This window comes from Streptomyces sp. SolWspMP-5a-2, from assembly GCF_900091845.1.
Taxonomy (GTDB): domain Bacteria; phylum Actinomycetota; class Actinomycetes; order Streptomycetales; family Streptomycetaceae; genus Streptomyces; species Streptomyces doudnae.
Genome location: NZ_FMCI01000149.1, coordinates 1 through 23,434, shown reverse-complemented (window position 1 = coordinate 23,434; position 23,434 = coordinate 1). Strand labels below are relative to the sequence as shown.

25 protein-coding genes and 1 pseudogene are annotated in these 23,434 nt (G+C 73.6%); 14 read left to right on the top strand and 12 right to left on the bottom strand.

Features of this window, described 5'->3' with window-relative positions; translation table 11 throughout:
• Both GA0115242_RS15185 and GA0115242_RS15180 read left to right on the top strand, forming a co-directional pair.
• A pseudogene (locus GA0115242_RS15185) lies at positions 1 to 1,175 on the top strand (metallophosphoesterase); the annotation flags it as partial.
• Between the two features lie 201 nt (positions 1,176 to 1,376).
• On the top strand, positions 1,377 to 2,933 hold the full coding sequence (locus GA0115242_RS15180) for an ABC transporter substrate-binding protein (RefSeq protein ID WP_093828634.1): 1,557 nt from the start codon (positions 1,377 to 1,379) through the stop codon (positions 2,931 to 2,933).
• Positions 2,934 to 2,954: 21 nt separating this feature from the next.
• On the opposite strand, the gene GA0115242_RS15175 is transcribed toward GA0115242_RS15180, so the two are convergent.
• Both GA0115242_RS15175 and GA0115242_RS15170 read right to left on the bottom strand, forming a co-directional pair.
• Positions 2,955 to 4,376, bottom strand: coding sequence for a sensor histidine kinase (locus GA0115242_RS15175; protein WP_093828632.1), 1,422 nt, complete (start codon positions 4,374 to 4,376; stop codon positions 2,955 to 2,957).
• A 29-nt stretch (positions 4,377 to 4,405) separates the two neighbouring features.
• Positions 4,406 to 5,095 (bottom strand): response regulator transcription factor, encoded by a 690-nt coding sequence (locus GA0115242_RS15170; RefSeq protein ID WP_093828626.1) that lies wholly within the window; start codon positions 5,093 to 5,095, stop codon positions 4,406 to 4,408.
• A 164-nt stretch (positions 5,096 to 5,259) separates the two neighbouring features.
• Here GA0115242_RS15170 and GA0115242_RS15165 point away from each other — a divergent pair, with 164 nt between their 5' ends.
• Positions 5,260 to 7,671: an MMPL family transporter gene (locus GA0115242_RS15165; protein WP_093828624.1), complete on the top strand. Its 2,412-nt coding sequence runs from the start codon at positions 5,260 to 5,262 to the stop codon at positions 7,669 to 7,671.
• A 12-nt stretch (positions 7,672 to 7,683) separates the two neighbouring features.
• On the opposite strand, the gene GA0115242_RS15160 is transcribed toward GA0115242_RS15165, so the two are convergent.
• From GA0115242_RS15160 to GA0115242_RS15145, 4 genes are all read right to left on the bottom strand, one after another.
• Positions 7,684 to 8,424 (bottom strand): TetR/AcrR family transcriptional regulator, encoded by a 741-nt coding sequence (locus GA0115242_RS15160; protein WP_093828622.1) that lies wholly within the window; start codon positions 8,422 to 8,424, stop codon positions 7,684 to 7,686.
• A gap of 9 nt (positions 8,425 to 8,433) precedes the next feature.
• Positions 8,434 to 8,964 (bottom strand): thiol-disulfide oxidoreductase DCC family protein, encoded by a 531-nt coding sequence (locus tag GA0115242_RS15155; RefSeq protein WP_093828630.1) that lies wholly within the window; start codon positions 8,962 to 8,964, stop codon positions 8,434 to 8,436.
• Between the two features lie 5 nt (positions 8,965 to 8,969).
• Positions 8,970 to 9,377 carry a hypothetical protein gene (locus GA0115242_RS15150; RefSeq protein ID WP_093828620.1) on the bottom strand — a complete coding sequence of 136 codons (408 nt, stop codon included), beginning with the start codon at positions 9,375 to 9,377 and terminating at the stop codon, positions 8,970 to 8,972.
• Between the two features lie 93 nt (positions 9,378 to 9,470).
• The gene (locus GA0115242_RS15145) at positions 9,471 to 9,881 is read right to left on the bottom strand and encodes a VOC family protein (protein WP_093828618.1); all 411 of its coding nucleotides are present in this window, start codon (positions 9,879 to 9,881) and stop codon (positions 9,471 to 9,473) included.
• 139 nt (positions 9,882 to 10,020) lie between these two features.
• Here GA0115242_RS15145 and GA0115242_RS15140 point away from each other — a divergent pair, with 139 nt between their 5' ends.
• From GA0115242_RS15140 to GA0115242_RS15130, 3 genes are all read left to right on the top strand, one after another.
• Entirely contained in the window at positions 10,021 to 10,509 is a 489-nt protein-coding gene (locus GA0115242_RS15140) for a TM2 domain-containing protein (protein ID WP_093828616.1), read from the top strand.
• Positions 10,502 to 10,906 carry a DUF2752 domain-containing protein gene (locus tag GA0115242_RS15135; RefSeq protein WP_093828614.1) on the top strand — a complete coding sequence of 135 codons (405 nt, stop codon included), beginning with the start codon at positions 10,502 to 10,504 and terminating at the stop codon, positions 10,904 to 10,906. The genes GA0115242_RS15140 and GA0115242_RS15135 overlap by 8 nt, the downstream gene beginning before the upstream one ends.
• A 254-nt stretch (positions 10,907 to 11,160) precedes the next feature.
• Entirely contained in the window at positions 11,161 to 11,424 is a 264-nt protein-coding gene (locus GA0115242_RS15130; RefSeq protein WP_093828612.1) for a TM2 domain-containing protein, read from the top strand.
• Positions 11,425 to 11,505: 81 nt separating this feature from the next.
• On the opposite strand, the gene GA0115242_RS15125 is transcribed toward GA0115242_RS15130, so the two are convergent.
• The 5 genes from GA0115242_RS15125 to GA0115242_RS15105 form a co-directional block, all read right to left on the bottom strand.
• Positions 11,506 to 12,285, bottom strand: coding sequence for a succinate dehydrogenase iron-sulfur subunit (locus tag GA0115242_RS15125; protein ID WP_093828610.1), 780 nt, complete (start codon positions 12,283 to 12,285; stop codon positions 11,506 to 11,508).
• Positions 12,285 to 14,039: a succinate dehydrogenase flavoprotein subunit gene (gene sdhA / locus GA0115242_RS15120; RefSeq protein WP_093828608.1), complete on the bottom strand. Its 1,755-nt coding sequence runs from the start codon at positions 14,037 to 14,039 to the stop codon at positions 12,285 to 12,287. The genes GA0115242_RS15125 and sdhA overlap by 1 nt, the downstream gene beginning before the upstream one ends.
• 19 nt (positions 14,040 to 14,058) lie before the next feature.
• Positions 14,059 to 14,541 (bottom strand): succinate dehydrogenase hydrophobic membrane anchor subunit, encoded by a 483-nt coding sequence (locus GA0115242_RS15115; RefSeq protein ID WP_093828606.1) that lies wholly within the window; start codon positions 14,539 to 14,541, stop codon positions 14,059 to 14,061.
• A 5-nt stretch (positions 14,542 to 14,546) separates the two neighbouring features.
• Positions 14,547 to 14,927: a succinate dehydrogenase, cytochrome b556 subunit gene (gene sdhC / locus GA0115242_RS15110; protein ID WP_093828604.1), complete on the bottom strand. Its 381-nt coding sequence runs from the start codon at positions 14,925 to 14,927 to the stop codon at positions 14,547 to 14,549.
• A gap of 190 nt (positions 14,928 to 15,117) precedes the next feature.
• Positions 15,118 to 15,681 carry a 2-oxo-4-hydroxy-4-carboxy-5-ureidoimidazoline decarboxylase gene (locus GA0115242_RS15105; protein ID WP_093828602.1) on the bottom strand — a complete coding sequence of 188 codons (564 nt, stop codon included), beginning with the start codon at positions 15,679 to 15,681 and terminating at the stop codon, positions 15,118 to 15,120.
• A gap of 186 nt (positions 15,682 to 15,867) precedes the next feature.
• Here GA0115242_RS15105 and GA0115242_RS15100 point away from each other — a divergent pair, with 186 nt between their 5' ends.
• The 8 genes from GA0115242_RS15100 to GA0115242_RS15065 all read left to right on the top strand — a co-directional run bounded on the left by GA0115242_RS15100 (position 15,868) and on the right by GA0115242_RS15065 (position 22,582).
• Positions 15,868 to 17,502, top strand: coding sequence for a beta-N-acetylhexosaminidase (locus GA0115242_RS15100; protein ID WP_093828600.1), 1,635 nt, complete (start codon positions 15,868 to 15,870; stop codon positions 17,500 to 17,502).
• A gap of 74 nt (positions 17,503 to 17,576) precedes the next feature.
• On the top strand, positions 17,577 to 17,843 hold the full coding sequence (locus tag GA0115242_RS15095; protein WP_093828598.1) for a hypothetical protein: 267 nt from the start codon (positions 17,577 to 17,579) through the stop codon (positions 17,841 to 17,843).
• Positions 17,844 to 17,930: 87 nt separating this feature from the next.
• Positions 17,931 to 18,548, top strand: a complete 618-nt coding sequence (locus GA0115242_RS15090; RefSeq protein ID WP_093828596.1) for a hypothetical protein — start codon at positions 17,931 to 17,933, stop codon at positions 18,546 to 18,548.
• A 165-nt stretch (positions 18,549 to 18,713) separates the two neighbouring features.
• A complete protein-coding gene (locus tag GA0115242_RS15085) occupies positions 18,714 to 19,175 on the top strand; it encodes a hypothetical protein (RefSeq protein ID WP_093828594.1) in 462 nt (153 codons plus the stop codon).
• 239 nt (positions 19,176 to 19,414) lie between these two features.
• The gene (locus GA0115242_RS15080; RefSeq protein ID WP_161353153.1) at positions 19,415 to 20,089 is read left to right on the top strand and encodes an RNA polymerase sigma factor; all 675 of its coding nucleotides are present in this window, start codon (positions 19,415 to 19,417) and stop codon (positions 20,087 to 20,089) included.
• The gene (locus GA0115242_RS15075; RefSeq protein ID WP_093828590.1) at positions 20,086 to 20,409 is read left to right on the top strand and encodes a hypothetical protein; all 324 of its coding nucleotides are present in this window, start codon (positions 20,086 to 20,088) and stop codon (positions 20,407 to 20,409) included. Before GA0115242_RS15080 ends, GA0115242_RS15075 begins: the two co-directional genes overlap by 4 nt.
• A gap of 395 nt (positions 20,410 to 20,804) precedes the next feature.
• Positions 20,805 to 21,467: an RNA polymerase sigma factor gene (locus GA0115242_RS15070; protein ID WP_093828588.1), complete on the top strand. Its 663-nt coding sequence runs from the start codon at positions 20,805 to 20,807 to the stop codon at positions 21,465 to 21,467.
• Positions 21,467 to 22,582 carry a hypothetical protein gene (locus GA0115242_RS15065; protein WP_093828586.1) on the top strand — a complete coding sequence of 372 codons (1,116 nt, stop codon included), beginning with the start codon at positions 21,467 to 21,469 and terminating at the stop codon, positions 22,580 to 22,582. The genes GA0115242_RS15070 and GA0115242_RS15065 overlap by 1 nt, the downstream gene beginning before the upstream one ends.
• A 199-nt stretch (positions 22,583 to 22,781) precedes the next feature.
• Here GA0115242_RS15065 and GA0115242_RS15060 read toward each other — a convergent pair.
• On the bottom strand, positions 22,782 to 23,434 hold a 653-nt coding region (locus GA0115242_RS15060; protein ID WP_107461417.1), incomplete at its 5' end, for a L,D-transpeptidase family protein.

Genomic DNA, 23,434 nt, shown 5'->3' with positions numbered 1-23,434 from the left:
GGCGCCCCGTTCTGGCTCCAGCGCACCCTCGGCTGGCCGGGCTTCCTGTGGCTGGCGCTCTGCGTGTACCTGCTGCTCACGGTCCTCGCCGGGGAGCTGCTGCGGCCCCTGCTGATGCGCCTCCCGATCCGCCGCGCCGCCGCCCCGCCACCGCGGAAGACCCCGCCCCCGAACCGGCGGACCCCGTCACTGCCGAAGGCCCCGCCCCCGAACCGGCGACGCCCCCCGCCGAGCCCGGCGCGCACCCCGCCCCCGAGTCCGCCGCGACTCCCGCCCCCGAGTCCGCCGCGCCCTCCACCCCCGTCGCGGCTCCCGCCCCCGACCCGACCGCCTCCGACCCGACCGCCCCCGCCGACCTCTCCCGGCGGCTGTTCGTCTCGCGGGTCGTCGCCGGGGCCGCGGGTGCGGTGGCCGTCGGGACCGTCGGGTACGGGACCTACGGCGTGCTGCGCGGGCCCCGGATCAAGCGGGTCACCGTGCCGCTGGCGAAACTCCCGCGGGCCGCGCACGGCTACCGGATCGCGGTGGTCAGCGACATCCACCTCGGGCCGATCCTGGGCCGCGGCTTCACCCAGGGCATCGTCGACACGATCAATGCGGCGCAGCCCGACCTCGTGGCGGTCGTCGGGGACCTCGTCGACGGCAGTGTGCGCGACCTGGGTCCGGCGGCGGCGCCGCTCGCCGGGCTCGACGCGCCCAGCTACTTCGTCACCGGCAACCACGAGTACTTCTCCGGTGCCGCGCAGTGGGTCCAGGAGGTGCGGCGGCTGGGGCTGACGCCGCTGGAGAACGCGCGCACCGAGCTGCCCTGGTTCGACCTGGCCGGGGTCAACGACGTCGCGGGCGAGAGCGAGGGGCAGGGGCCGGACTTCGCGAAGGCGCTCGGCGACCGGGACCCGGCCCGCGCCTGTGTGCTCCTCGCCCACCAGCCGGTCCAGATCCACCAGGCCGTCGAGCACGGCGTGGACCTCCAGCTCTCCGGCCACACCCACGGCGGCCAGCTCTGGCCGGGCAACCTCCTCGCGGCGGCGGCCAATCCGACCGTCGCGGGCCTGGACCGGTACGGCGACACCCAGCTGTACGTGAGCCGGGGCGCGGGCGCCTGGGGGCCGCCGACCCGGGTCGGGGCGCCGTCCGACATCACCATGATCCAGCTCGCCTCCACCCGGGCCTGACGCGCGCTCGCTCCCCGCGCGGGCCCTCGGTGCGAGCTGTCCGAAACTCGCCGGAAACACCGGCTCGGTAAGTGTTTTCTCATCTGCCGGTAACCCCTTCCGCCGACCTAAACCCATGTGATTATGTGAGCCTCGCCACTAGGGGAGTGGCCTGTGGGGCGGGCCGTTCGCGGCCCTTGTGGGCCCGGGGAGGGCATGCCGATGCGTTCGGTGCGCACGCGGATCATCGCGACGCTGGTGGTACTCGCCGCCGCTGGAGTGGGCGGCTGGCAACTGCTGCCGAAACAGGAGGACACGGAGAAGAGGATCACGGTCGGCACGACCGACGCGGTCACCGCGCTGGACCCGGCGGGCGCCTACGACGCCGGATCCTGGGCGCTGTTCAGCAACGTGTTCCAGTCACTGCTGACGTTCGAGCCGGGAGCCGCCGAGCCGGTCCCCGATGCGGCCCGTACGTGCGGCTTCGACGGGACCGACCTGAAGACCTACCGGTGCACCCTGCGCCCGGGGCTCACCTTCCCGAGCGGGCGCGCGATGACCGCCGAGGACGTCAAGTTCTCCTTCGACCGGGTCCGCGCGATCCACGCCGACGTCGGCCCCTCGTCCCTGCTCAGCACCCTCAAGTCGGTGAGCGCCGACGGCCTGGAGGTCACCTTCAGGCTCTCCTCGCCCGACGCCACCTTCCCGTTCAAGGTGGCCACCGGCGCCGGTTCGATCGTCGACCGGGAGAAGTACCCGAAGGACGCCCTGCGCACCGGCACCGCCGTCGACGGCACCGGCCCGTACACGCTCACGTCGTACACCAGGGGCGAGACGGCCGTCCTCACGCCCAACCGCCGCTACCAGGGCGACCTCAAGGACACCGGGCGCCCCGTCGAACTGCGCTACTACGCCGACGCGGCCTCCCTCCAGGGCGCCTGGAAGAGCAAGGCGATCGACGTCGCCACCCGCCAGCTCCCGCCCGCGACCCTCTCCAAGCTGTCCGCGAGCGACCCCGACCAGCGGGTCTCCGAGTCCGACAGCTCCCAGACCCGCAACCTCTACCTCAACACCCGCGCCGCGTCGCCGCTGCACGACACCCGCGTCCGGCAGGCCATCGCCTGGCTCCTGGACCGGGAGCAACTGGCCGCCACCGTCTACGAGGGCACCGTCGACCCGCTCTACTCGCTCATCCCGACCGGCATCACCGGCCACACCACGTCCTTCTTCGACGCCTACCCGAAGCGGGACGCCGACAAGGCGCGGGCGCTGCTCACCGCGGCGGGCGTCACCCTGCCCGTCGCCTTCACCTACGGCTACGCCGAGGGACGCGGCGCGGCGGGACCCGAGGCGCAGAACATCAAGAAGCAGCTGGAGGCGACCGGCCTCTTCAAGGTCACCGTCAAGGGCTACGAGTGGACGGACTTCCAGAAGCGGTGGGCGGGCGGCAAGCTCGACGCCTACGCCGTCGGCTGGGTCGCCGACTACCCCGACCCCGACACCTTCGGCGCGCCCCTGGTCGGCACCGGCTCCACCATGAACACCGGCTACAGCGACCGGGACGTCGACCGGCTGGTGCGGGCCAGCCAGCAGTACGCCGACCGCGGCGACGCCACCGCCGACTTCCGCACCCTGCAGGCCGACATCGCCCGCGACGTGCCGGTGATCCCGCTCTGGCAGGGCAAGGAGTACGTGCTCAGCAGCGAGGCCGTCGGCGGCGGCCAGTACCTGTCCGACGGCACCGGCATCTTCCGCCTCTGGTCGCTCGACTGGATCTGACCCGGCGGGCGTCCGGCACGGTCACGACCGTGCCGCCGCCTGCGCGGGCAGCGTCACCGTCACCGCGAGCCCCTCGCCCGGCGCCGTGCGCACGCTCACCTCACCGCCGTGCGCGTGCACCACGCCCTGCACGATCGCGAGACCGAGCCCGCTGCCCGCGCCGCCGCCCGCCCGGAAGAACCGGTCGAAGACCCGGGCCGCGTCCTCCTCGGCGAGCCCGGGGCCCTCGTCCTCGACGCGGATGCGCACCAGCCCGTCGGCCCGCTCCAGGCCCAGCCTGACCGGCACGTCGGCGGGCGTGTGGGTGCGCACGTTGCCCGTCAGGTTGCCCAGCACCTTCCGCAGCCCCGACTCGTCCGCGCGCACCAGCAGCGTCCCGTCGGCGCCGACCTCCACCGGCCGCCCCGGCTGCTGCACCCGCAGGTCCTCCGCCGCGTCCCGCACCAGCCTGCTCAGGTCGACGGTGCGGAAGCGCAGTTCGGGCTGCTGGTCCAGGCGGGCCAGGGTCAGCAGCTCGTCCACCAGGTGCCCCATCCGGTCGGTCTCCGCGAGGACCCGCCCCCAGGCCCGCTCGCGCTGCGCCTCGTCGGTCAGCATGCCCCGGTCGTAGAGCTGGAGGTAGCCGCGGATCGCCGACAGCGGGGTGCGCAGCTCGTGCGAGGCGTCCGCGACGAACCGGCGCAACTGGGCCGCGCTGCGCTCCCGGGTGCGGTACGCCGACTCGACCTGGTGCAGCATCGCGTTGAGGGCCAGCCGCAACTGCTCGACCTCGCGCGTCGGATGGTGGCTCGACGGCACCCGCCGGGTGAGGTCGCCCTCGGCGATCGCCGACGACGTCTCCACCATCGCCTCCAGCGGCACCATCCGCCGCCGCACGCTGAACAGCGTCAGGCACGCGAGGACGGCCAGCAGCAGGGTGCCGACGGCGAGGTCGAGCTTGAGGGCCTTGGCCATGCCCGCGTGCAGCGCCTCGGTGGAGGACGCCATCAGCACGTAGGTGCCGTCGGCCAGCGCCACCGCGGTGACCCGGTAGGCGGAGCCCTCGACCCGCACGTCGCTCGGGTCGGCGGCGCGGGCCAGCGCCGCGGCGTCGGGGACGGCGCGCACCAGCGCGTTCTGGGTCCCGGTCGGCCGCGTCCCCAGCAGGGCGACCGCCCGGCCCCGGCCGTCGACGGCGGCGAAGACGGAGTCGGGGCCGGGGCGTTCACGGCCGCCGTCCGGGACGATCCGGTCGCGGACGAAGCCGAGGGCGCTCAGCGAGTCGATCTGCCGCACGGTCAGCCGCGAACCGGTCAGCGAGTCACGGAACTTGACCAGCTCGGTGTCGACCTGCCCCAGCAGGTAGTACCGCATGCCCATCAGGCTGACGGCGGTGGTGGCGACGACGCCCAGGGCCAGCAGCGCCACGTTGGCCAGCGTCAGCTTGACCCGCAGCGAGTGCATGCCGCCGCCGCAGCCGGGGATCGCGCGCCTCACGCCAGGCCGTACCCGACACCGCGCCGCGTGGTGATCAACGGCGGCCCCAGCGCGTCCAGTTTGCGCCGCAGGTAGCTGATGTAGGTCTCCACGACGGTCGATTCGGGCGGGGTGTGCTCGTACTGCCAGACGTGGCGCAGGAGTTGGTCCTTGGGCACGACCCGGCCGCCGTTGCGCACCAGGAACCGCAGCAGCGCGTACTCGGTGGGGGTCAGCTCCACCGAGCGGCCCGCGCGGCGCACCGAGTACGTCGTCTCGTCCAGCTCCAGGTCGCCGTAGCGCAGCGGCGGCCGCTGCGGCAGCACGTCGGAGGTGCGGGTGCGGCGCAGCACGGCGGTGACCCGGGCGACGACCTCGTCGATGTTGAACGGCTTGGTGATGTAGTCGTCGCCGAAGCCGAGGGCGCCGACGATCTCCGCGGGGGAGTCCCGCGCGGTGAGGAAGACCAGCGCCAACTCCGGCTGCCGCGACCTGAGTTCCCGGCCGAGGGCGCGGCCGTCGCCGTCCGGGAGCATGACGTCGAGCAGCGCCGCGTCGGGCCGGGTGCGCTCGGCGAGCGCGAGGGCCTCGCGGACGGTGCCCGCGGTCATCACCTCGAAGCGGTGGTAGCGCAGGGCGATGGTGAGGACGTCCGCGATGCTCGGCTCGTCCTCCACCACCAGCACGGTTCCTGGAGCCGTCGTCATGCCCCCAGTATCGGCCGGGCCGCGCGCCGCCGGGGCGCCACCGCCTTTGGAGTTCCCTGAGAGTCGGCGGATCCGGGTGGAGCCGGGCGCGGCCCGCTGCCGATCCTGGTGCCCGGCCCGGGGGACGGTCCGACCGACGACGAAGGAGTGGACGCGTGACGGCATTGGCTCGGTGGTGCTATCGGCACCGGCTGGTGGTCCTGTTGCTGTGGGCGGGGGCGCTGTGCGGTCTCGGCCTGTCGGCGTCGGCGGCCGGAACGGACTACGCGAACGTCTTCTCCCTGCCCGACACCGACTCCAAGCGCGCCTACGACACGCTGGCCACGGCGTTCCCCGACACCTCGGGCGACACGGACACGGTGGTCTGGAGGACGGACGGCGGCTCGGTGCGCGACAGCGCGGTCCGCGACCGCGTCGAGCCCGCCCTCGACCGGATCGCGGCGATGCCCGGCGTCGGCGCCGTCGGCAGCCCCTACGCGGGGGCCCGGGGCGCGGCCCAGATCAGCGCGGACGGCACGATCGCCTACGCGCAGGTGACCTTCACCCGGCGCGCCGACGAGATCCCGAAGCGGCTCGTCCAGGACGTCGTCGACACCGCCCGCGACGCCCGGCGCGACGGCCTCGACGTGGAGGTGGGCGGCCAGGCGGTCCAGCGGGTGCAGGAACCGCCCGGCGGGCTCGCCGAGATGGTCGGCCTGGCCGCCGCGGCCGTCGTGCTGTTCCTGGCGTTCGGCTCGCTCTTCGCGATGCTGCTGCCCCTCGCGGTCGCCGTCTTCGGCGTCGGCACCGGCCTGTTCACCACCCAACTCCTCAGCCACGTCACCGACATCCCCGACCTCGCGCCGCTGCTCGCCTCCCTCATCGGACTCGGCGTCGGCATCGACTACGCGCTGTTCATCGTCACCCGGCACCGGCGCGGCCTGCTGCGCGGCCTCGACCCCGAGGAGTCGGCGCTCGTCGCCCTCAACACCTCGGGGCGGGCCGTGCTGTTCGCGGGCGGCACGGTGTGCGTCGCGCTGGCCGGGATGCTCGTCACCGGCCTGCGGTTCCTGGACGGCGTGGTCATCGGCACCTCGCTGACCGTCGTGCTGAGCGTGCTGGCCGCCACCACCCTGCTGCCCGCCCTGCTCGGCTTCCTCGGCCCCCGGGTGCTCAGCCGCGCCCAGCGCGGGCGGCTGGCCGCGCACGGCCCCGAGCCGGAGCGGGCGAGCGGGCTCGCGGCCCGCTGGTCGGCGGGCGTGCAGCGGCGTCCGCGCCGGATCGCGCTGCTGGCCCTGGCCGCCATGGCCGTCCTCGCGCTGCCGGTGCTCTCGCTGCGGCTCGGCGCCACCGACCAGGGCAACGACGACGCGTCGACGACCACCAGGAAGGCGTACGACCTGCTCGCCGAGGGGTTCGGGCCCGGCTTCAACGGGCCGCTGCAGGTGGTCAGTTCGGGTGGCGACAGCGCGGCCCTGGTCAAGGGCATCGAGGCGGTGGAGGGCGTCGCCCGGGTGACCGCGCTGCCGCCGTCCGGCGGGGTGACGCTGATCCAGGTGGTGCCGGCCACCTCGCCGCAGTCGCAGCGCACGGACGAGCTGATCGACACCCTGCGGGAGCGGGTCATCCCGCAGGCCGGGGCGGACGCGCACGTCGGCGGGGTGACCGCGGTCTCCAAGGACTTCGCGACGGTCACCGGGGACCGGCTGCCGCTGTTCGTGCTCACCATCGTCGGCCTGGGCTTTCTGCTGCTGCTGATCGCCTTCAGGTCCCTGCTGGTGCCGCTGACGGCGGCCGTGATGAACCTCCTCGCCGCCGCTGCCTCGTTCGGGGTGCTCGTCGCGATCTTCCAGTGGGGCTGGGGGATCGAGCTGCTCGGGCTCGGCAAGGAGGGCCCGATCAACGCCTTCCTGCCGGTCATCATGCTGTCGCTGCTGTTCGGGCTCTCGATGGACTACCAGGTCTTCCTGGTCTCCCGGATGCACGAGGAGTGGGTGCACACCCGGGACAACGCGCGCGCCGTGCGGGTGGGCCTCGCCGAGACCAGCCGGGTCATCAACTCCGCCGCCCTCATCATGGTCTGCGTGTTCCTGGCGTTCGTCCTCAGCGGCGACGGCAGCGCCGCCACGGCGGGCGTCGGCCTCGCGGCGGCGGTCGCGCTGGACGCGTTCATCCTGCGGACCGCGCTGGTACCGGCCGCGATGCACCTGCTCGGCGCCGCCAACTGGTGGCTGCCCGGCCGGCTCGACCGGCGGCTGCCGCATCTGGCGGTCGAGCCCGCCGAGGAGCCCGAGCCGCCCGCCGCCGTCCCCGGCGGACCGGCGTCGGTGGTGCACGGCTTCGTCCGCACCGACGACGGCGACCCGGTCGACGGCGCGTCCGTCACCCTGATGTCCCGCGGCGGACGCCAGCTGGACCGCGTCGCCTCGCTGGCCGACGGCTCCTACATCGTCTCCGTGCCGGGACCCGGCGCCTATCTGCTGGCGGTCACCTCCGCCGCGCACGGCTCCGTGGCCCGGCACGTCCTGGTGACGGACGAACCCCTGGTGCAGGACGTCGAACTGACCGGCGACGAGGTGGACTCGGCGGCGCGGTAGGACCGGACCCGCCTAGGACGGGCGGGTCTGCCTGCCCGGGTCCGGCATCATCCTCGTCATCCCCGGCAGGAAGTCCGTGAACAGCTCGTGGACGTCGAGGACCAGCGGGCGCAGCACCCGGAAGCGGGCCAGGGAGACCCCGCGCGCGGTGAGCCGGGCGCCGCGCTCGGCCAGCCGGTAGCTGCGTTCGCGGTCCTCGGTGCGGTCGAAGACCCAGTACAGGACCAGCCCCATCTGCGAGAGCCACATCAACTCCGGCAGCACCTCCCGCAGTTCGGGCGCCACCTTGGTCTTCGCGCCGCGCAGCACGTCCTGGTGGACGGCGATGGCCGCCGCCCGCGCGTGCTCCGACTCGGGGGAGAACGGGCTGAGCGGGCTGTCCGGGTCGGCGGCGTTCTTGAAGAACTGCACCGCGAACTCGTGGTACGGGCGGGCGATGTCGAGCCACACCTTCAGCACGCCCGCGAGCCGCGCCTGGAGGTCGGTCTCCCGGGCCAGCACGTCCCGGACCGCCTCCTGGTGCTCGGCGGCGATCCGGTCGTAGAAGCCCTGGATGAGGTGTTCCTTGCCGGCGAAGTAGTAGTAGGCGTTGCCGACCGACACCCCGGCCTCCTGGGCGATGGCCCGCATGGTCGTCTTGTCGTACCCGCGCTCCTGGAAGAGGCGCATCGCGGTCTCCAGGATCAGCGCGCGGGTCTGCTCGGACTTGCTGGGGGACCCGGCCCCGTCGGGGCCGTCGTTCTTCGCGGACACGGAAAGAGCCTAGCGAGTGCCGCAGGCGCCGTCGGCGCAGGCGGGCGGTGCCCAGGTCCAGCCGCCGTCCGGGTGGTAGACCCAGCCGTCGGCGCGGGCGGAGGTCCAGCCCTCGGGCCGGGCGGAGGTCCGTGCGCCGGGGCGCGGGCCCGGCCGCCGTCCGGCCCGCCACCTGGCGGCGGCCAGCACGGCGCCCCGGGCGAAGGGGGCACCGGCCGGGGTGGCGAGCCGGTGGGCCAGCGGACGCTGCGCGCGCAGCGCCCACAGGACGACGATCCAGGCGGCGGCCGCGCTGTAGACGTGCCCGGTGTCGGCCACCACGGTGACCTCGTCGAGGGTGGCCCGGTGGTCGAGGCCCGGGTAGCGCCGGCGGGCCTCGGCCGAGCCCGCGGGCAGCAGCTCCAGCGGGACCAGCTGGGGCTGGCGCACCAGCCAGTCGCGCAGGAAGGCGCAGAGTCCGCAGTCGGCGTCGTAGAGCACGGTGAGCCCGCGGACCGGGACCCGCGCGGCGGCGGTGTCCTGGTTCCCGTCCGGCGTCACGGTGCTCACGCCCCGACGGTCGGCGCGACCCAGCCCTGCGGCGGGACCGGCGGCTGCGTCTCCCGCTCCATGACCCCGCGCCGCCGGATGCGGTTGAGGACGTACACGTTGCCGAGGTGCATGACGCCGAGCACCAGGAGCACCACGCCGAGCTTGGTCGACAGGGCCTCGAAGACCTGCCGGGTGTTCGCGACGGTGTCGTCCCCGGTCAGGTAGAGCGCCACGAAGCCGAGGTTGATCAGGTAGAAGCCGACCACCAGGAGGTGGTTGACGGCGTCGGCGAGCTTCTCGTCGCCGTGCAGCACGTCGGAGAGGAAGACGCGTCCGTTGCGGCTGAGCGTGCGGGCCACCCAGACCGTCAGACCGATGCTGACGAGCAGGTAGATGACGTAGGCGATGACCGTGCGGTCCATGCCCCCACCCTTCTTGAACACGTTCAAAAAGCTGACGCGACTGACTGTAGACCTGTTTTTGAACGTGTTCAAGTCATCGGGGGGCGGCTGCCGTCAGGGCCGCCTGCCCAGCTCCGGGCGCTTCGCGTAGTCGGTGAACCCGACGACGTTGCCCCAGGGGTCGGCGATCTCGACGGTCCAGCCGGTGGCCACCGGGAAGGGCTCGTCGAGCAGCCCGATCCCGGCCGCGCGCAGCGCCTCGGCCGCCCCGCGCGCGTCGCTCACCTCGATCCACACCCGCACCGGGGGCCACGGCGGTGTCCGGTGCCCGAGCGCCTCCTCGGCGCGCAGCAGCAGCCCCGGCGTCTCGCCGCCGACCTTCAGGGCGGCGATCCCGGCCTCGTCGAGCCGGAACGCCACGGTGAATCCGGCCCGTCCGTAGAAGCCGACCGCCTCGCCGAGGTCGCCGACGGGCAGCAGCACGTTGTCGAAACCGAGCAGTTCGTACGACTGGTCATCTGACATGCAGTCAGATTAGGTGTGATACCCGCACGAACCCGGCATTTCCCGGCCCGCATCCGGCCGCCGCCGTCCTCCGCTTCCCGCCGTCCGCCCGCGTCCTGCAAGATGGTGCGTTCATCGTCCGAACGCACCGGAGAACGCCGTGACCGATCAACCGCCCCCGCAGCCCCCGTCCGGCTACGGCTACCCCGGCCCGCCGCAGGGCCCCGGCCCCGGCTCCCCCTACGGCTACCCGCAGCCCGGCACCGCCCCCGGCGGCCACCAGCAGGGCGGATACCCGCCGCCCGGCTACCCGCCCCCCGGATATCCCCCGCCCGGCTACCAGCAGGGCGGCTACCCGCCCCCCGGCTACGCGCCGCCGCCCGGCACCTACACCGGAGACCCCGGCGCCCCCTACGGCTACGACCCGTTCGGGCGGCTCTACTCCGACAAGTCGAAGGTCGTCGCGGGCATCCTGCAACTGGTCCTCGGCTCCCTCGGCGTCGGCCGGTTCTACATCGGGCACGTCGGCGTCGGCATCGCCCAGCTCCTGACCTGCGGCGGCCTCGGCATCTGGGCGCTCATCGACGGCATCGTGCTGCTGACCAGCAACCACACCACCGACTCCGAGGGCCGGATCCTGCGTGGCTGACCCGGCGGTCCCGGCCCTGCTGCGGCACCCGGCGGTGGCACCCCTCGCGGTGTCCGCCGCCGGTGCCGCCGCGGCCGTCCACCTCTACGGCACCGACCCGCACCGCCCCGGACGGCTGCTGCCGCCGTGCCCGTTCCACCTGCTCACCGGCCTGCTCTGCCCGGCCTGCGGCGGCACCCGCATGGTCTACGACCTGATGCACGGGGACCTCGCCCAGGCGTGGCTCGACAACCGGCTGCTGCTGATCGCCGCGCCCTTCGCGCTGGCCCTCGCGGGCCGCTGGGCGGTCGAGGGGCTGCGCGGCAGGCGGTGGCGGCCCGCCCTGGGGCGTCGGGCGCAGGCGGCGATCCTGCTGACGGCCGTGGCCTGGGCCGTGGCGCGCAACCTGGTCGGATGAGCGCGCAACCTGGTCGGATGCGGGAGCCCGCGTCCCGAACCCGCCCGGCGCGCCCGCCAGTTGTCCGGATCCGATCACGGAACCGGCACGATCCCATGTTTATGTTTCTTTCACATCTTTACCTTCTTTAGACTCCCGGAACAGCAGGGGGGACGGCGGCTGGGCTCGGCCGCGCAGGGATCTCCCCTGCGCGCACACCGGAGCACCCCGACCCGGGGCTCCGCGTCCCCTTCACCGCACCAGGAGCACCCGCCATGTCCGTCCCCACTCCCCAGGCCCCCTACGGCGTCGACCCGCAGGGCCGTCCGTACTCCGACAAGTCCAAGATCGTCGCGGGCATCCTCCAGATCTTCCTGGGCACCCTCGGCATCGGCCGCTTCTACGTCGGCTCCGTGGGCGTCGGCATCGCCCAGCTCCTGACCTGCGGCGGCCTCGGCGTCTGGGCGCTCATCGACGGCATCATGTTCCTGGTCAGCAACGACCGCACCGACAAGCAGGGCAACATCCTGCGCGGCTGACGCACGACCGCTCCGTCGGCAGCACGCCCGAGGGCCCCGCTTCCAGCCGGAAACGGGGCCCTCGGGCGTGCTGCGGGCGGGTCAGAAGCGGCGCGTGATCAGCGCCCGCTTCACCTCCTGGATCGCCTTGGTGACCTCGATGCCCCGCGGGCAGGCGTCCGTGCAGTTGAACGTGGTGCGGCAACGCCACACGCCGTCACGGTCGTTGAGGATCTCCAGGCGCTGCTCACCGGCGTCGTCGCGCGAGTCGAAGATGAAACGGTGCGCGTTGACGATCGCGGCCGGGCCGAAGTACTGCCCGTCGTTCCAGAAGACCGGGCAGGACGACGTGCACGCCGCGCACAGGATGCACTTCGTGGTGTCGTCGAACCGCTCGCGGTCCTCGGCCGTCTGGAACCGCTCGCGCGTCGGCTCGTTGGTGTCCTTCGTGATCAGGAAGGGCATCACGTCCCGGTACGCCTGGAAGAACGGCTCCATGTCGACGACCAGGTCCTTCAGGACCGTCAGGCCCTTGATGGGCTCGACCGTGATCGGCTTCTCCGGGTTGATGTCCTTGATCAGCGTCTTGCAGGCCAGCCGGTTCTTGCCGTTGATCCGCATGGCGTCCGAGCCGCAGATGCCGTGCGCGCAGGAGCGCCGGAAGGTCAGCGTGCCGTCGACGTCCCACTTGATCTTGTGGAGACCGTCGAGGACGCGCTCCTTGGGGTCGATCTCCAGCGCGAAGTCTTCCCAGGTCGCCTCCGCCGAGACCTCCGGGTTGAACCGGCGGATCCGGAAGGTGACGGTGATGTAGGGGGAGTCGGCGAAACCGGGCTCGGGCCGGCCGGCCTCGTCCGCCTTGTCCAGAACAGGGGTAGCCATCAGTACTTACGCTCCATCGGCTGGTAGCGGGTCTGCACGACCGGCTTGTAGTCGAGACGGATGGACTCGGTGCCGTCGTCGCCCACCTCGCGGTACGCCATGGTGTGGCGCATGAAGTTGACGTCGTCGCGGTTCGGGTAGTCCTCGCGGTAGTGACCGCCGCGGGACTCCTTGCGGGCCAGCGCGGAGACCGCCATGACCTCGGCCAGGTCGAGCAGGTTGCCCAGCTCGACGGCCTCCAGGAGGTCGGTGTTGAACCGCTTGCCCTTGTCCTGGATCGCGACGTTGCGGTAGCGCTCGCGCAGCTCCGCGATCTTCTCGACCGCCGTCTTGATGGTCTGCTCGGTGCGGAAGACCATGACGTTGGCGTCCATCGTCTCCTGCAGCTCGCGGCGCAGGACCGCCACCCGCTCGGTGCCGGTGGACGAGCGCAGCCGCTCGATCTGGGAGACGACCAGCTCCGCCGGGTTCTCCGGCAGCTCCACGAACGGGGCGTCCTTGCTGTACTCCGCCGCCGCGATGCCCGCCCGCCTGCCGAACACGTTGATGTCCAGCAGCGAGTTGGTGCCGAGCCGGTTGGCGCCGTGCACGGAGACGCAGGCGACCTCGCCGGCCGCGTACAGGCCCGGGACCACCGTGGTGTTGTCGATCAGCACCTCACCCTCGACGTTCGTCGGGATGCCGCCCATCGCGTAGTGCGCGGTGGGCTGGATCGGGATCGGGTCGGTGTACGGCTCGATGCCCAGGTAGGTGCGCGCGAACTCGGTGATGTCCGGGAGCTTCGCGTCGAGCTGCTCCGGCGGGAGGTGGGTGAGGTCGAGGTAGACGTGGTCGCCCTCGGGACCGCAGCCGCGGCCCTCCCGGATCTCCGTGTAGATGGAGCGGGAGACGACGTCGCGGGAGGCGAGGTCCTTCATGACCGGCGCGTACTTCTCCATGAAGCGCTCGCCGTCCTTGTTGCGCAGGATGCCGCCCTCACCGCGGGCGCCCTCCGTCAGCAGGATGCCCATGCGCCAGATGCCGGTCGGGTGGAACTGGAAGAACTCCATGTCCTCCAGCGGCAGCCCGCGCCGGTACACCGCGGCCTGGCCGTCACCGGTCAGGGTGTGCGCGTTCGACGTCACCTTGAAGAACTTGCCGGTGCCGCCGGACGCGTAGATCACGGCCTTCGCCTGGAAGACGTGGATCTCGCCGGTCGCCAGCTCGTAGGCGACCACGCCCGCGGACTTCTTGACGCCGTCGACCTCGGTGATCAGCTGGTCCAGGACGTAGAACTCGTTGAAGAACTCCACGCCCTCCTTGACGCAGTTCTGGTACAGCGTCTGGAGGATCATGTGGCCGGTGCGGTCGGCCGCGTAGCAGGACCGGCGGACCGGGGCCTCGCCGTGGTTGCGGCTGTGACCGCCGAAGCGGCGCTGGTCGATGGTGCCGTCCGGGGTGCGGTTGAACGGCAGGCCCATCTTCTCCAGGTCGAGGACGGAGTCGATGGCCTCCTTCGCGAGGATCTCGGCGGCGTCCTGGTCGACCAGGTAGTCACCGCCCTTGATCGTGTCGAAGGTGTGCCACTCCCAGTTGTCCTCCTCCACGTTGGCGAGCGCGGCGGCCATGCCGCCCTGCGCCGCGCCCGTGTGGGAGCGGGTGGGGTAGAGCTTGGTGAGCACGGCGGTGCGGCTGCGCTTCGTCGACTCGATGGCCGCGCGCATGCCGGCGCCGCCCGCGCCGACGATGACGGTGTCGTACTTGTGGATCTTCATGATTCTCGCAGCCCCGTGCCTAGCGGATGTTCGGGTCGAAGGTGAAGATCACCAGCGTGCCCAGCAGGATGGTGAACACCGTGGCGGTGTAGAGCAGGCCCTTGAGCCACAGCCGGGTGTCGGCGCGCTCGGCGTAGTCGTTGATGACCGTGCGCAGGCCGTTGGCGCCGTGCAGCATCGCGAGCCAGAGCATGGCCAGGTCCCACATCTGCCAGAACGGGGACGCCCAGCGGCCCGCCACGAAGGCGAAGCCGATCTTGGAGACGCCGCCGTCGAGCACGAGCTGGATCAGCAGGTGCCCCAGGACCAGGACGACCAGCACGACCCCGGAGAGCCGCATGAACAGCCAGCCGTACATCTCGAAGTTGCCCCGGGTGGACTTCGGGGTCTTCTTGGTGCGCAGCCGCGGGGCCTCGATCAGGGGCGCCGGGTTGTCGGCGGAGTGGACGGGGGCGCCCTCGACGGGGCCCACGCCGGACGCGGTGGTTTCGGTGGTGGACATCGGCGTCAGCTCCCGAACAGTTCACGAGCGGCGTGGCCGAGCACGGGGTAGACCGCCCCGAGCATCAGCACGACCCACAGGCCCACGACGGACCAGAGCATCTGCTTCTGGTAGCGCGGGCCCTTCGACCAGAAGTCGACGGCGATGACGCGCAGGCCGTTGAGCGCGTGGAAGAGGATGGCGGCCACGAGGCCGTACTCCAGACACGCGACGATCGGCGTCTTGTACGTGGCCACGACCTTGTCGTAGTCCTCGGGTGAGACACGGACGAGCGCGGTGTCCAGCACGTGGACGAACAGGAAGAAGAAGATGAGGACGCCGGTGACTCGATGAGCCACCCAGGACCACATTCCTTCCCGGCCGCGGTACAGCGTTCCAGCCGGCACGGAAGAACCCTCCGGGAGCGGGGATTGGAGCCTGCCGGCTTCGGTGTCGGACGGGCCCGGCCGGGTACGGTCCACCGGCCCCCAGCATCGTAGCGACGTGTTGTCGGAACGCTTACAGCGGGCCTACCGGTGTGATCAAAGTGGCACGCGGATGGCTTAGCGGACGCTGCTTCCGTACGCGTTCGTCCGACTATGTGAAGGATGTCGGACAGGTGGCCCGGTCGGGGCCGCCGAGCAGGCGCCGCAGCCGTTCCCTGGCCAGGCCGCGCAGCTCCTCGGCGGCGACCGCGCGCTCCTCCTCCGGATCGTTGGCCAGCCGGGAGCGGATCGCCGTGAGCACATGGTCCAGTCGCTCGTTCGGCCTAATCGCGGCCAGACTGATGACGAACGCGTGTCCGAAGCGGGCTTCGTAGGCGGCGCGGGCCGCGTCCAGCGCCGTGTACGCGGCCTCGTAGGTGTCCGGCGGCAGGGCGGGCAGCGTCTCCGCGGCGAGCGCCAGGGACAGCTCGGCCGGGGTGAGGTCGTAGGCCGCCTCGTCCGCCGCCGCCAGCAGGGAGTCCAGGTCGGGATAGGGGCGGTGGGCCGCCACGCGCTCGGTCCAGCGCGGGCTGTGCAGACAGTCGAGGAGGCGGCCGCGGAGGTCGGCCTCGGGCGCGCCGTTGAAGGCGGGCAGGGCCGACGCGGTCGGGGGGACACGGGGCTGCTCGGGCAGCGCCGGTATGGCGACTTGGCCAGGAAGGTGTGGGGGCGTCACGTGTGTTTCGGCAGAGAGGGCGGTGTGAGACAAGCGACAGGAGCGAGAGATGTTGCGACACGTTACCGACCGAGGGTGACGTGTGTCCGACGCATGCCCGAATTTCACCCGGACGAGAGCGTTTCGGAGGGCGCGGTGGACACCGGTGGCCCTGCGGAGCCGTCCCGATGCCTCTAGGTTGGCGCTGTGAGCCAGCACAGGCGCCGGGTTCCGGCACAGAAGGTGAAGCGTCGGCGGGCCGTCGTGGTGACGGCGTTCGCCGCGACCGTCGCGCTCGGCCTCGGAGTCGGGGTCTGGGCCTCCACCGGAGGAGACGGCACCGCCGGACCCTCCGGGGGCCGGGCCGCCGTCTCGGCGGACTCGCCGTCGGCGACCCCGAGCCCCAGCCGCTCCTACGCCCTCTCCGAGGCGCCCGCGACCGTCCCCGCCGTGCGCACGCACACCGCGGCGCGCGGGCCGGGCTGGCGCCCGGCGCGCGACCACCGGGTGGTGGTCGCGGACCCGAAGCTCGCCGCCGACGGCAAGCTCATAGCCGCCGAGCTGGGGATGACCTACGCGGGGCAGAAGGGCGACGAGCGCACCGGTGACCTCCGGCTGGCGCTCGGTGGCGGCTCCGGGGCCGACCCGGAGTCGTACACGATGACCGTGAGCGGCGGCCGGGTGAACATCAGCGGGCCCGCCGCCCCGGGCGTGTTCTACGGCACCCGCACCCTCAAGCAGGCGGTGCACGGCGGCGCCACGGCGCCCGAGGGCGTGGTGCGCGACGCCCCCGCCAAGCCGGTGCGCGGCTTCATGCTGGACATCGCGCGCAAGAACTTCACCGCCTCCTGGATCGAGGACCGGGTCAGGGAGCTGGGCGACCTCAAGTACAACGAACTGGGCCTGCACTTCTCGGACGACCAGGGTTTCCGCATCCAGTCCGACACGCACCCCGAGATCGTCTCGAAGGAGCACCTCAGCAAGGCGCAGGTCCGCAAGATCATCGCGCTGGCGGACAGCCGCCACATCACCGTGGTGCCCGAGATCGACTCGCCCGGCCACCTCGGCGCCGTCATCGCCGCGCACCCGGACCTCCAGCTGCGCAACACACGGGGGGTCGCCACCCGCGGCGCCGTCGACATCTCGAAGCCCGCCGCCGCCCACATCGTCGACGACCTGCTCAACGAGTTCGCCGGTCTCTTCCCCGGCAAGCAGTGGAACCTCGGCGGCGACGAGTACCAGGCGCTCACCGTCCCCGACCCGGCCGCCTCCTTCCCGCAGCTCGCCTCGGCGGCCCGCGAGGCGTACGGCTCCGGCGGCACCGTCTCCGACCTGGCGACCGGCTGGCTCAACGACCGCGCCGACACGATCCGCGCCCACGACCGCACCATGCGCGCCTGGAACGACGGGTTCCTGAAGGGCACCTCCGTGCAGCCCGCCGAGGACCTGCGGGTCGCCTACTGGACCGGCAAGGAGATCGGCGCCCGGCAGCCCGTCGAGTACCTGAGCACCGGCCGCAAGCTCATCAACTACAACGACGAGTACCTCTACTACGTCCTCGGGCAGCCCAACACCTTCGTCTACCCGACCGGCCAGCGGATCTACGAGCAGTGGACGCCGCTCGTGGTGCGCGGCACGACCCCGGTGCCCGCGAAGTACGACGGCCAGATCCTCGGCGGCACCTTCGCCGTCTGGTGCGACCTCGCCAACTCCCAGACCCAGGACCAGGTCGCGGCCGGGATCCGGATGCCGCTCGCGGCGACCGCCCAGAAGCTCTGGGACAGCGGGCGCCCCGCCCTGTCCTGGACGGAGTTCAAGGCGCTGGCCGGCCGAGTGGCCTGAACCCCGGCGAACAGCCCTGCCCCTGTGGTGTGTTCGGCCCGGACCGACACCGACACCCCGCGGGGGAACGGGACATGGGCTGCTGCGGGTGCTTCGTCGCCGGCCGCGGCGACCGGCCGCCCACCGGGACGCGCGCGCCGACCCGGGCGGGAGCGGGACCGGACGAGGACTCCTTCCCGCAGCCGGACGACGCCGCCCGCAGGGCCGTCGGGCGGGCCGCCGGGGCCGGTCACGAGGGGGCCGGGGAACCCCTCCTCGACGTCCTCGCCTCCGCCGCCGACCCGTTGGCCGAAAACCTGTTCTTCCCTCTCCTCGACCGGCTCGGCGTGGTGCCCCTGTGACACTCCGGGGGCCGCGCACGCAGTACGGGGAAACGCGGTGGTGGCGCGGGTCGCTGACCCGAGGCCGCCGCGCCCGAGGAGGCCCGGATGAGCCTGGTTGAACTGATCGCACGCGCCGACGAACGCGGACTCGCCGTCAGCGGGTTGGCCTGTTTGGACCGCTGCGTGCCCCTGCTGGGCGGCGACGACGAGATCCTCCGCCCGCTCTGGGCGGCCCTCGCGGGACCCGCCGACGCCGAGACCTGGGCCGACCGGCTGGCCCGGGTGCGCGGCGCCCTCGCCGGACCGCGGGAACCGGGCGAGGACGAGGCGGCGCGCCTGGTCCGCACCATGCTGGCCGCCGCCCCCGCCGAACCGACCGCGGCGGGCCTGCGGGTGTGGGCCGACGCCTGCTCCCTCGCCGCCCTGCGCGTCCACCGCCTCCTCGACCCGGCGGGGGAGAACGCGCCGGGCCCGCGGACGCCGCTCCCCGACGACGCGCACGTGCCGCTGCCCGACGACGCGGACGTGCCGCCCCTCGACCCGGTGGACGCCGCCGCCGACGCGTCACCGCTCGTCGCCGCCGAACTGCGCCGCCAGTGCGCCGTCCTCGAACTCCTCGCCGGACACGGCACCGGCGGTCTGCGCCGCGCCCACGAGGTGACGACGGAGGGCCGCCGCGTCCTGCGGGCGGTGGTCTCCCGGCGGGCCAGGGGCCGGGTGTGAGCGCGCGGACCCGGCCCCGCGACGGCCGGTGCCCCGTGGGCGAACCGGGTGCGCCCGGTGAATCCTGTGAGCGTCGTGCGGGGCCCCTGCGGCGGTCCTGCGACGGTTCGCGGCAGGGCCCCGGAAACCTGTGACGAATCGCTTCCGCCGAGCGCTCTACCTCATGTGACAGCGCAGACCAGCACACCAGAGCAGCAGTACGCCCGGCCCACCGCGGCCGCCCGCCCGGTGCGGTGGGCGGCCGACGTGGTGGCGACGATGCGGGAGGGCGCCCGGGTCCGCCTCGACTACTCCGCGCAGAGCCTCTGGCGGGTCGACCGGCTCATCGACGACCTGCGCCACGAGGGCACCCCTTACGCCGCCGTCGCGGAGGTGCTGCGCGGCTTCGGGGCCTACGCCGGCGAGGTGATCGCCCGGCGCGGCGGCGCGGAGTGGTGGGCCAGCGGCGGCGACCACTGGATCCGCACCCCGGACGGACGGCTGTGGGACCCGATCGAGGAGGCCCGCCGCCGCTTCGCCGGAGAGGGCTCGCTGCGCCTGCTCTGCCGGGACGCGACCGGGCCCGCGCCGCACGAGGCGCAGGGGCGACCGGGGTTCACCGGACCGGCGGCGGACCACTTCGGCTAGCCGGACCCGGCCGCCGTCACCGTCCGCCCGCCGCTCAGGACACCCCCGTGAACGTCCCCGTCAGGCCCGTGTCCCGCGCACCCCACGGGCATCACCCGCCGCACAGGAAACCCTCAACAGCCGCACCCGGCCGCCGCGTTGTCGCCCGCCGCACCCGGCACGGCCGGGCACCGGGTGCGGTCGGCGGGCGCGGTGACATTTCCGCGCCGGTCGGCGCTGTTCACTGCGGGGACGTGAACGTGTGTTCGGCGCGGCCCGCTCCTGCCGTCCCCGACGGCCGGAACGGTCCGGGCCATGGAGGGGGACCCGGCCGGGTGCAGCCGTACGACGGGGAGTTGGGCGACGCCGTGGCGCGCGCCCAGCGGGGCGACGAGACCGGGTTCGCGGACGCCTACCGGCTGGTCCAGCCGGGCCTGCTGGGCTATCTGCGGGGGATCGTCGGCGACGACGCGGAGGACGTGGCGTCCGACGCCTGGCTGGAGATCGCCCGGGACCTCGGCCGCTTCAAGGGCGACGGCGCCGGGTTCAGGGGCTGGACGGCGACCATCGCCCGGCACCGGGCCCTGGACCACCTGCGGCGGCTGAGGGTCAGGCCGCGCCCCGCGGTGCTCGAACCCGACGTGCTGGAGCTGCCCGGCCCGCACGACACCCACGACCAGGCCCTGGAGGCGCTCTCCACGGAACGCGCCCTGGCGCTGGTCCGCACGCTGCCCCGGGACCAGGCCGAGGCGGTCCTGCTGCGGGTGGTCGTCGGCCTGGACGGACCGAGCGCGGCCCGGGTCCTCGGCAAGAGCCCCGGCGCGGTCCGCACCGCGTCCCACCGGGGACTGCGCGGCCTGGCCCGCCGCCTGACGGTCCGGGACGGCACGGACCCCGCGCCCGGCGGGCCCCGGACGAGGGGAGAGCCGACATGAACGACGAGGCGCGCGGCGACCCGGTGGCGCTGGAACTGCTGCTGGCGGACGCGATGCGCGAGGAGGCCGTCGACACCGAGGGCCAGCGCCGGGCGGTCGCCGCCTTCCGCGCGGCCCGGGACGCGGGCCGCCACCGGGCCCGCACCCGCGACCGCGACGACTGGCGGGAGGCCCGCGGGAACGGGAACGGGGCCGGGGACGAACGCCCCGCAGGACACGGAGCACCGGGACGCGGCGGGGATCCGGGGCGGGGCACGGACCCCGGGCCCGACGGGACCCCGGCACCGGCACCGTCGTCCCGTGAGCGACCGCGACCATGACGGCGGCGTCCCCGGAGCCGGTCACGTCCCGAGTCCCGCGCGGCGGGCCGGTGCGAAGGACACGGCGTGCCGGGCGGGGCCGTCCGGGGCGCCCGCCCGTTCCTCCGCGCCCGCCGGGCGCGGGCCCCTACGGCGACGACGGCCGAAGCCGCCACCCCCCACAGGAGAGGCCCCGGCCGTCGCGCGGTACGGGCCGCGCGGCGGCCCGTACCTTCTTCAGCGCCGTGCGTGCGTTTTCTGTCACACCCCGGCCCGTCACCGCCCGGTCGCAGGGGGTGCGGACATGGACGAGCAGCGGTTTCAGGTCGTAACGTGCCTTTCGCGCCGGACGCGGGGTGAGGAGCGTCTCCCCGGGCACCGGCGCTACCGTCCAACTGACGACTGAGGAATCACGGGTGCTGGGGGACGACGCGGAGTTGACCGCCGCGCTGCGTGCGGCGCAGGACGGGGACGAGACCGCGTTCCGGACGGTGTACCGGTCGGTGCACCCGCGGCTGCTGGGCTACGTGCGCACGCTGGTCGGCGACCCGGACGCCGAGGACGTCGCGTCCGAGTCCTGGCTCCAGATCGCCCGCGACCTGGAACGGTTCAGCGGCGACGCGGACCGCTTCCGCGGCTGGGCCGCCCGCATCGCCCGCAACCGCGCCCTCGACCACATCCGGATGCGCGGCCGCCGCCCCGTCATCGGCGGCGACGAGACGGAACTGACCGGCCGCGCCGGACGCTCGGACACCGCGGGCGAGGCCATCGAGGCCCTCGGCACCGACCGCACCCTCTCCCTCATCGCGCGGCTGCCGCAGGACCAGGCCGAGGCCGTGGTGCTGCGGGTGGTGGTCGGCCTGGACGCCAAGACGGCCGCCGAGACGCTCGGCAAGCGCCCCGGCGCGGTGCGCACCGCGGCCCACCGCGGGCTGCGCCGCCTCGCCGAACTCCTCGGCGACGATCCGGAGTCGTCCGGGGTGCTGGACGTGCTGCCTCCCCAGCGAGAACCGCGTGACCGCGCGGTGACGTCCGCGAGTGTGACGGATACGCGCCCGCGGACGCAGAAGGACATGTGATGGCCGACGAGCAGTCCCGGTGGCTCGACCGTGCGACGGCGGAGATCCTGCTGCGCGGCGAGTCCCTCGAAGCCGTCCCCGCCGACACGCGTGAGCAGGCGGAACGGCTCGCGAGGACGCTGGACTCGCTGGCCGCCGAGCCGCCCAAGCCCGGCGCCGAACTCCCGGGCGAGGCCGCCGCGCTGGCCGCCTTCCGGGCCGTGCGCGCCGAGCGTGACCAGGCACGGGACCTCACCGCCGGGCCCGTGCGCTCCCGTGCCTCCGACGCCGGGCTGGTGCGGATCGGGGGCGTGGGGCGGGACCCGGGCCGACCGCGCTGGAGCCGTCCGGTGCGGCTGGGGCTGTCGGCCGTGCTGGCCGCCGGGATGGTCGGCGGGGTCGCGGTCGCCGCCACCAGCGGGGTGCTGCCGACGCCGTTCGGCGGCGACGAGCCCAGCCCCGGCGCCTCCGTCTCCGCCGCCGCGACCCCCGAACTCCCCCTCATGTCACCGTCCCCGAAGGGCGTCCTGCCGGGCGAACCGACTCCCGGCGGGTCCACCTCCGTGACCCCGGGCGGCGGACCGGGCGACCGGCCGTCCGCGACCCCGGGCCGCGGCGACGACACGGTCACCGGCCGCTGGAGCGGCGCCCCGGCCGCCTGCCGCGACGTCCGCGACGGCAAGGAGCTGACCGCCGACCGCAGACGGGCCCTCCAGGGCGCGGCCGGCGGCCCGGGGCGGGTGCTGAACTACTGCCGGGCGGTGCTGTCCGACGCGGGCGGCGCGGGCCACGACGCCGAGGGCACCGGGCAGAACCACCAGGGACCGGGCGGCGAGGGCCAGGGCCCCGGGCAGGGCGGCGGCCGGGGCGGCCAGGGCGAGCAGGGCGACGACGAAGGGCACCACATGGCCCCGGGCGGCCAGGGTGACGGTGACGGCGGCGGGGGAGACGACGGCGGCTCCGGGCACGGACACGGCAGCGGCCACGGCACCGGCCGCGGCACCGGGTGGGGACACGGCGGGCACGGCGGGCACCGCGGTGCCGGTGACGGACGGGACGGGCGCGACGGCCCCTCGGGCGTCCTGACGTCCCCCGTCTCCGCCTCCCGCGCGCTCCCCACCCTCAACCCGCTCTGACCTGCGGTTTCCTTCTCCGGTTCGGTACGCCGGGAAAAATCTTGGCCATGGGTGTGACGTTTTCGGCCGCCGGAGCGCAGTACTGAGTGAGCCGACTGGTCATCGGCCGTCGCACCGAGCCGGGGTTCCCCCCGTACTCACGGCTCGTGCACATGGCGCGGGCGGGACACGTTCCCCCGGTCCCGTCCGCGCCCCACTCTCACCGGTGCACCACCACCTTGTCGCCGTCGCGGACCTGCCCGTAGAGGGCGGCGATCGCCGCCTCGTCGCGGACGTTCACACAGCCGTGCGAGCCGCCCGCGTAGCCCCGGGCCGCGAAGTCGTACGAGTAGTGCACGGCCTGGCCGCCGCTGAAGAACATCGCGTACGGCATGGACGAGTCGTACAGCGTCGACCAGTGGTGACGTGACTTCCAGTAGACGCGGAAGACGCCCTCCCGGGTCGGTGTCCCGGTCGCGCCGAACCGCACCGCCATCGTCGACACCGTCCGCCCGTCGACCATCCAGCGCAGCGTCCTGCTGGTCTTGTCGATGCACAGCACCCGCCCGGTCAGACACCGCGGGTCGGGCGCGCCCGGCGGCTGGCCGCCCATCAGGTACAGGTCCCAGGTGCCCGGTTCCCGGCTCATCGAGACCAGACGCCGCCAGGTGACGGTGTCGGTGGCGCCGGTGCGCGGCAGCCCCCGCTTGCCCTGGAAGCCGCTGACGGCCCGCTCGGTCAGGTCGTCGTAGCTCCCGGTCGGCCCGTCGAACAGCCACTGCGTCTGCCGCAGCCTGGCCTGCAGCTCGCGCACGCCGGGGCCGCTGTCGCCGCGCCGCCACAGCACACCGGCGGCGGGCGCCGCGGGCTTCA

Excerpts from the sequence above, each read along its gene's own strand:
- GA0115242_RS15150 (WP_093828620.1), bottom strand. The coding sequence starts at position 9,377 with ATGGACCGCACGGTCATCGCCTACGTCATCTACCTGCTCGTCAGCATC.
- GA0115242_RS15130 (WP_093828612.1), top strand. The coding sequence starts at position 11,161 with ATGTCCGTCCCCACTCCCCAGGCCCCCTACGGCGTCGACCCGCAGGGC.
- GA0115242_RS15125 (WP_093828610.1), bottom strand. The coding sequence starts at position 12,285 with ATGGCTACCCCTGTTCTGGACAAGGCGGACGAGGCCGGCCGGCCCGAG.
- GA0115242_RS15175 (WP_093828632.1), bottom strand. The coding sequence starts at position 4,376 with ATGCACTCGCTGCGGGTCAAGCTGACGCTGGCCAACGTGGCGCTGCTG.
- GA0115242_RS15095 (WP_093828598.1), top strand. The coding sequence starts at position 17,577 with ATGGGCTGCTGCGGGTGCTTCGTCGCCGGCCGCGGCGACCGGCCGCCC.
- GA0115242_RS15145 (WP_093828618.1), bottom strand. The coding sequence starts at position 9,881 with ATGTCAGATGACCAGTCGTACGAACTGCTCGGTTTCGACAACGTGCTG.
- GA0115242_RS15065 (WP_093828586.1), top strand. The coding sequence starts at position 21,467 with ATGGCCGACGAGCAGTCCCGGTGGCTCGACCGTGCGACGGCGGAGATC.
- GA0115242_RS15090 (WP_093828596.1), top strand. The coding sequence starts at position 17,931 with ATGAGCCTGGTTGAACTGATCGCACGCGCCGACGAACGCGGACTCGCC.
- GA0115242_RS15075 (WP_093828590.1), top strand. The coding sequence starts at position 20,086 with ATGAACGACGAGGCGCGCGGCGACCCGGTGGCGCTGGAACTGCTGCTG.
- GA0115242_RS15115 (WP_093828606.1), bottom strand. The coding sequence starts at position 14,541 with ATGTCCACCACCGAAACCACCGCGTCCGGCGTGGGCCCCGTCGAGGGC.
- GA0115242_RS15170 (WP_093828626.1), bottom strand. The coding sequence starts at position 5,095 with ATGACGACGGCTCCAGGAACCGTGCTGGTGGTGGAGGACGAGCCGAGC.
- sdhA (WP_093828608.1), bottom strand. The coding sequence starts at position 14,039 with ATGAAGATCCACAAGTACGACACCGTCATCGTCGGCGCGGGCGGCGCC.
- GA0115242_RS15180 (WP_093828634.1), top strand. The coding sequence starts at position 1,377 with ATGCGTTCGGTGCGCACGCGGATCATCGCGACGCTGGTGGTACTCGCC.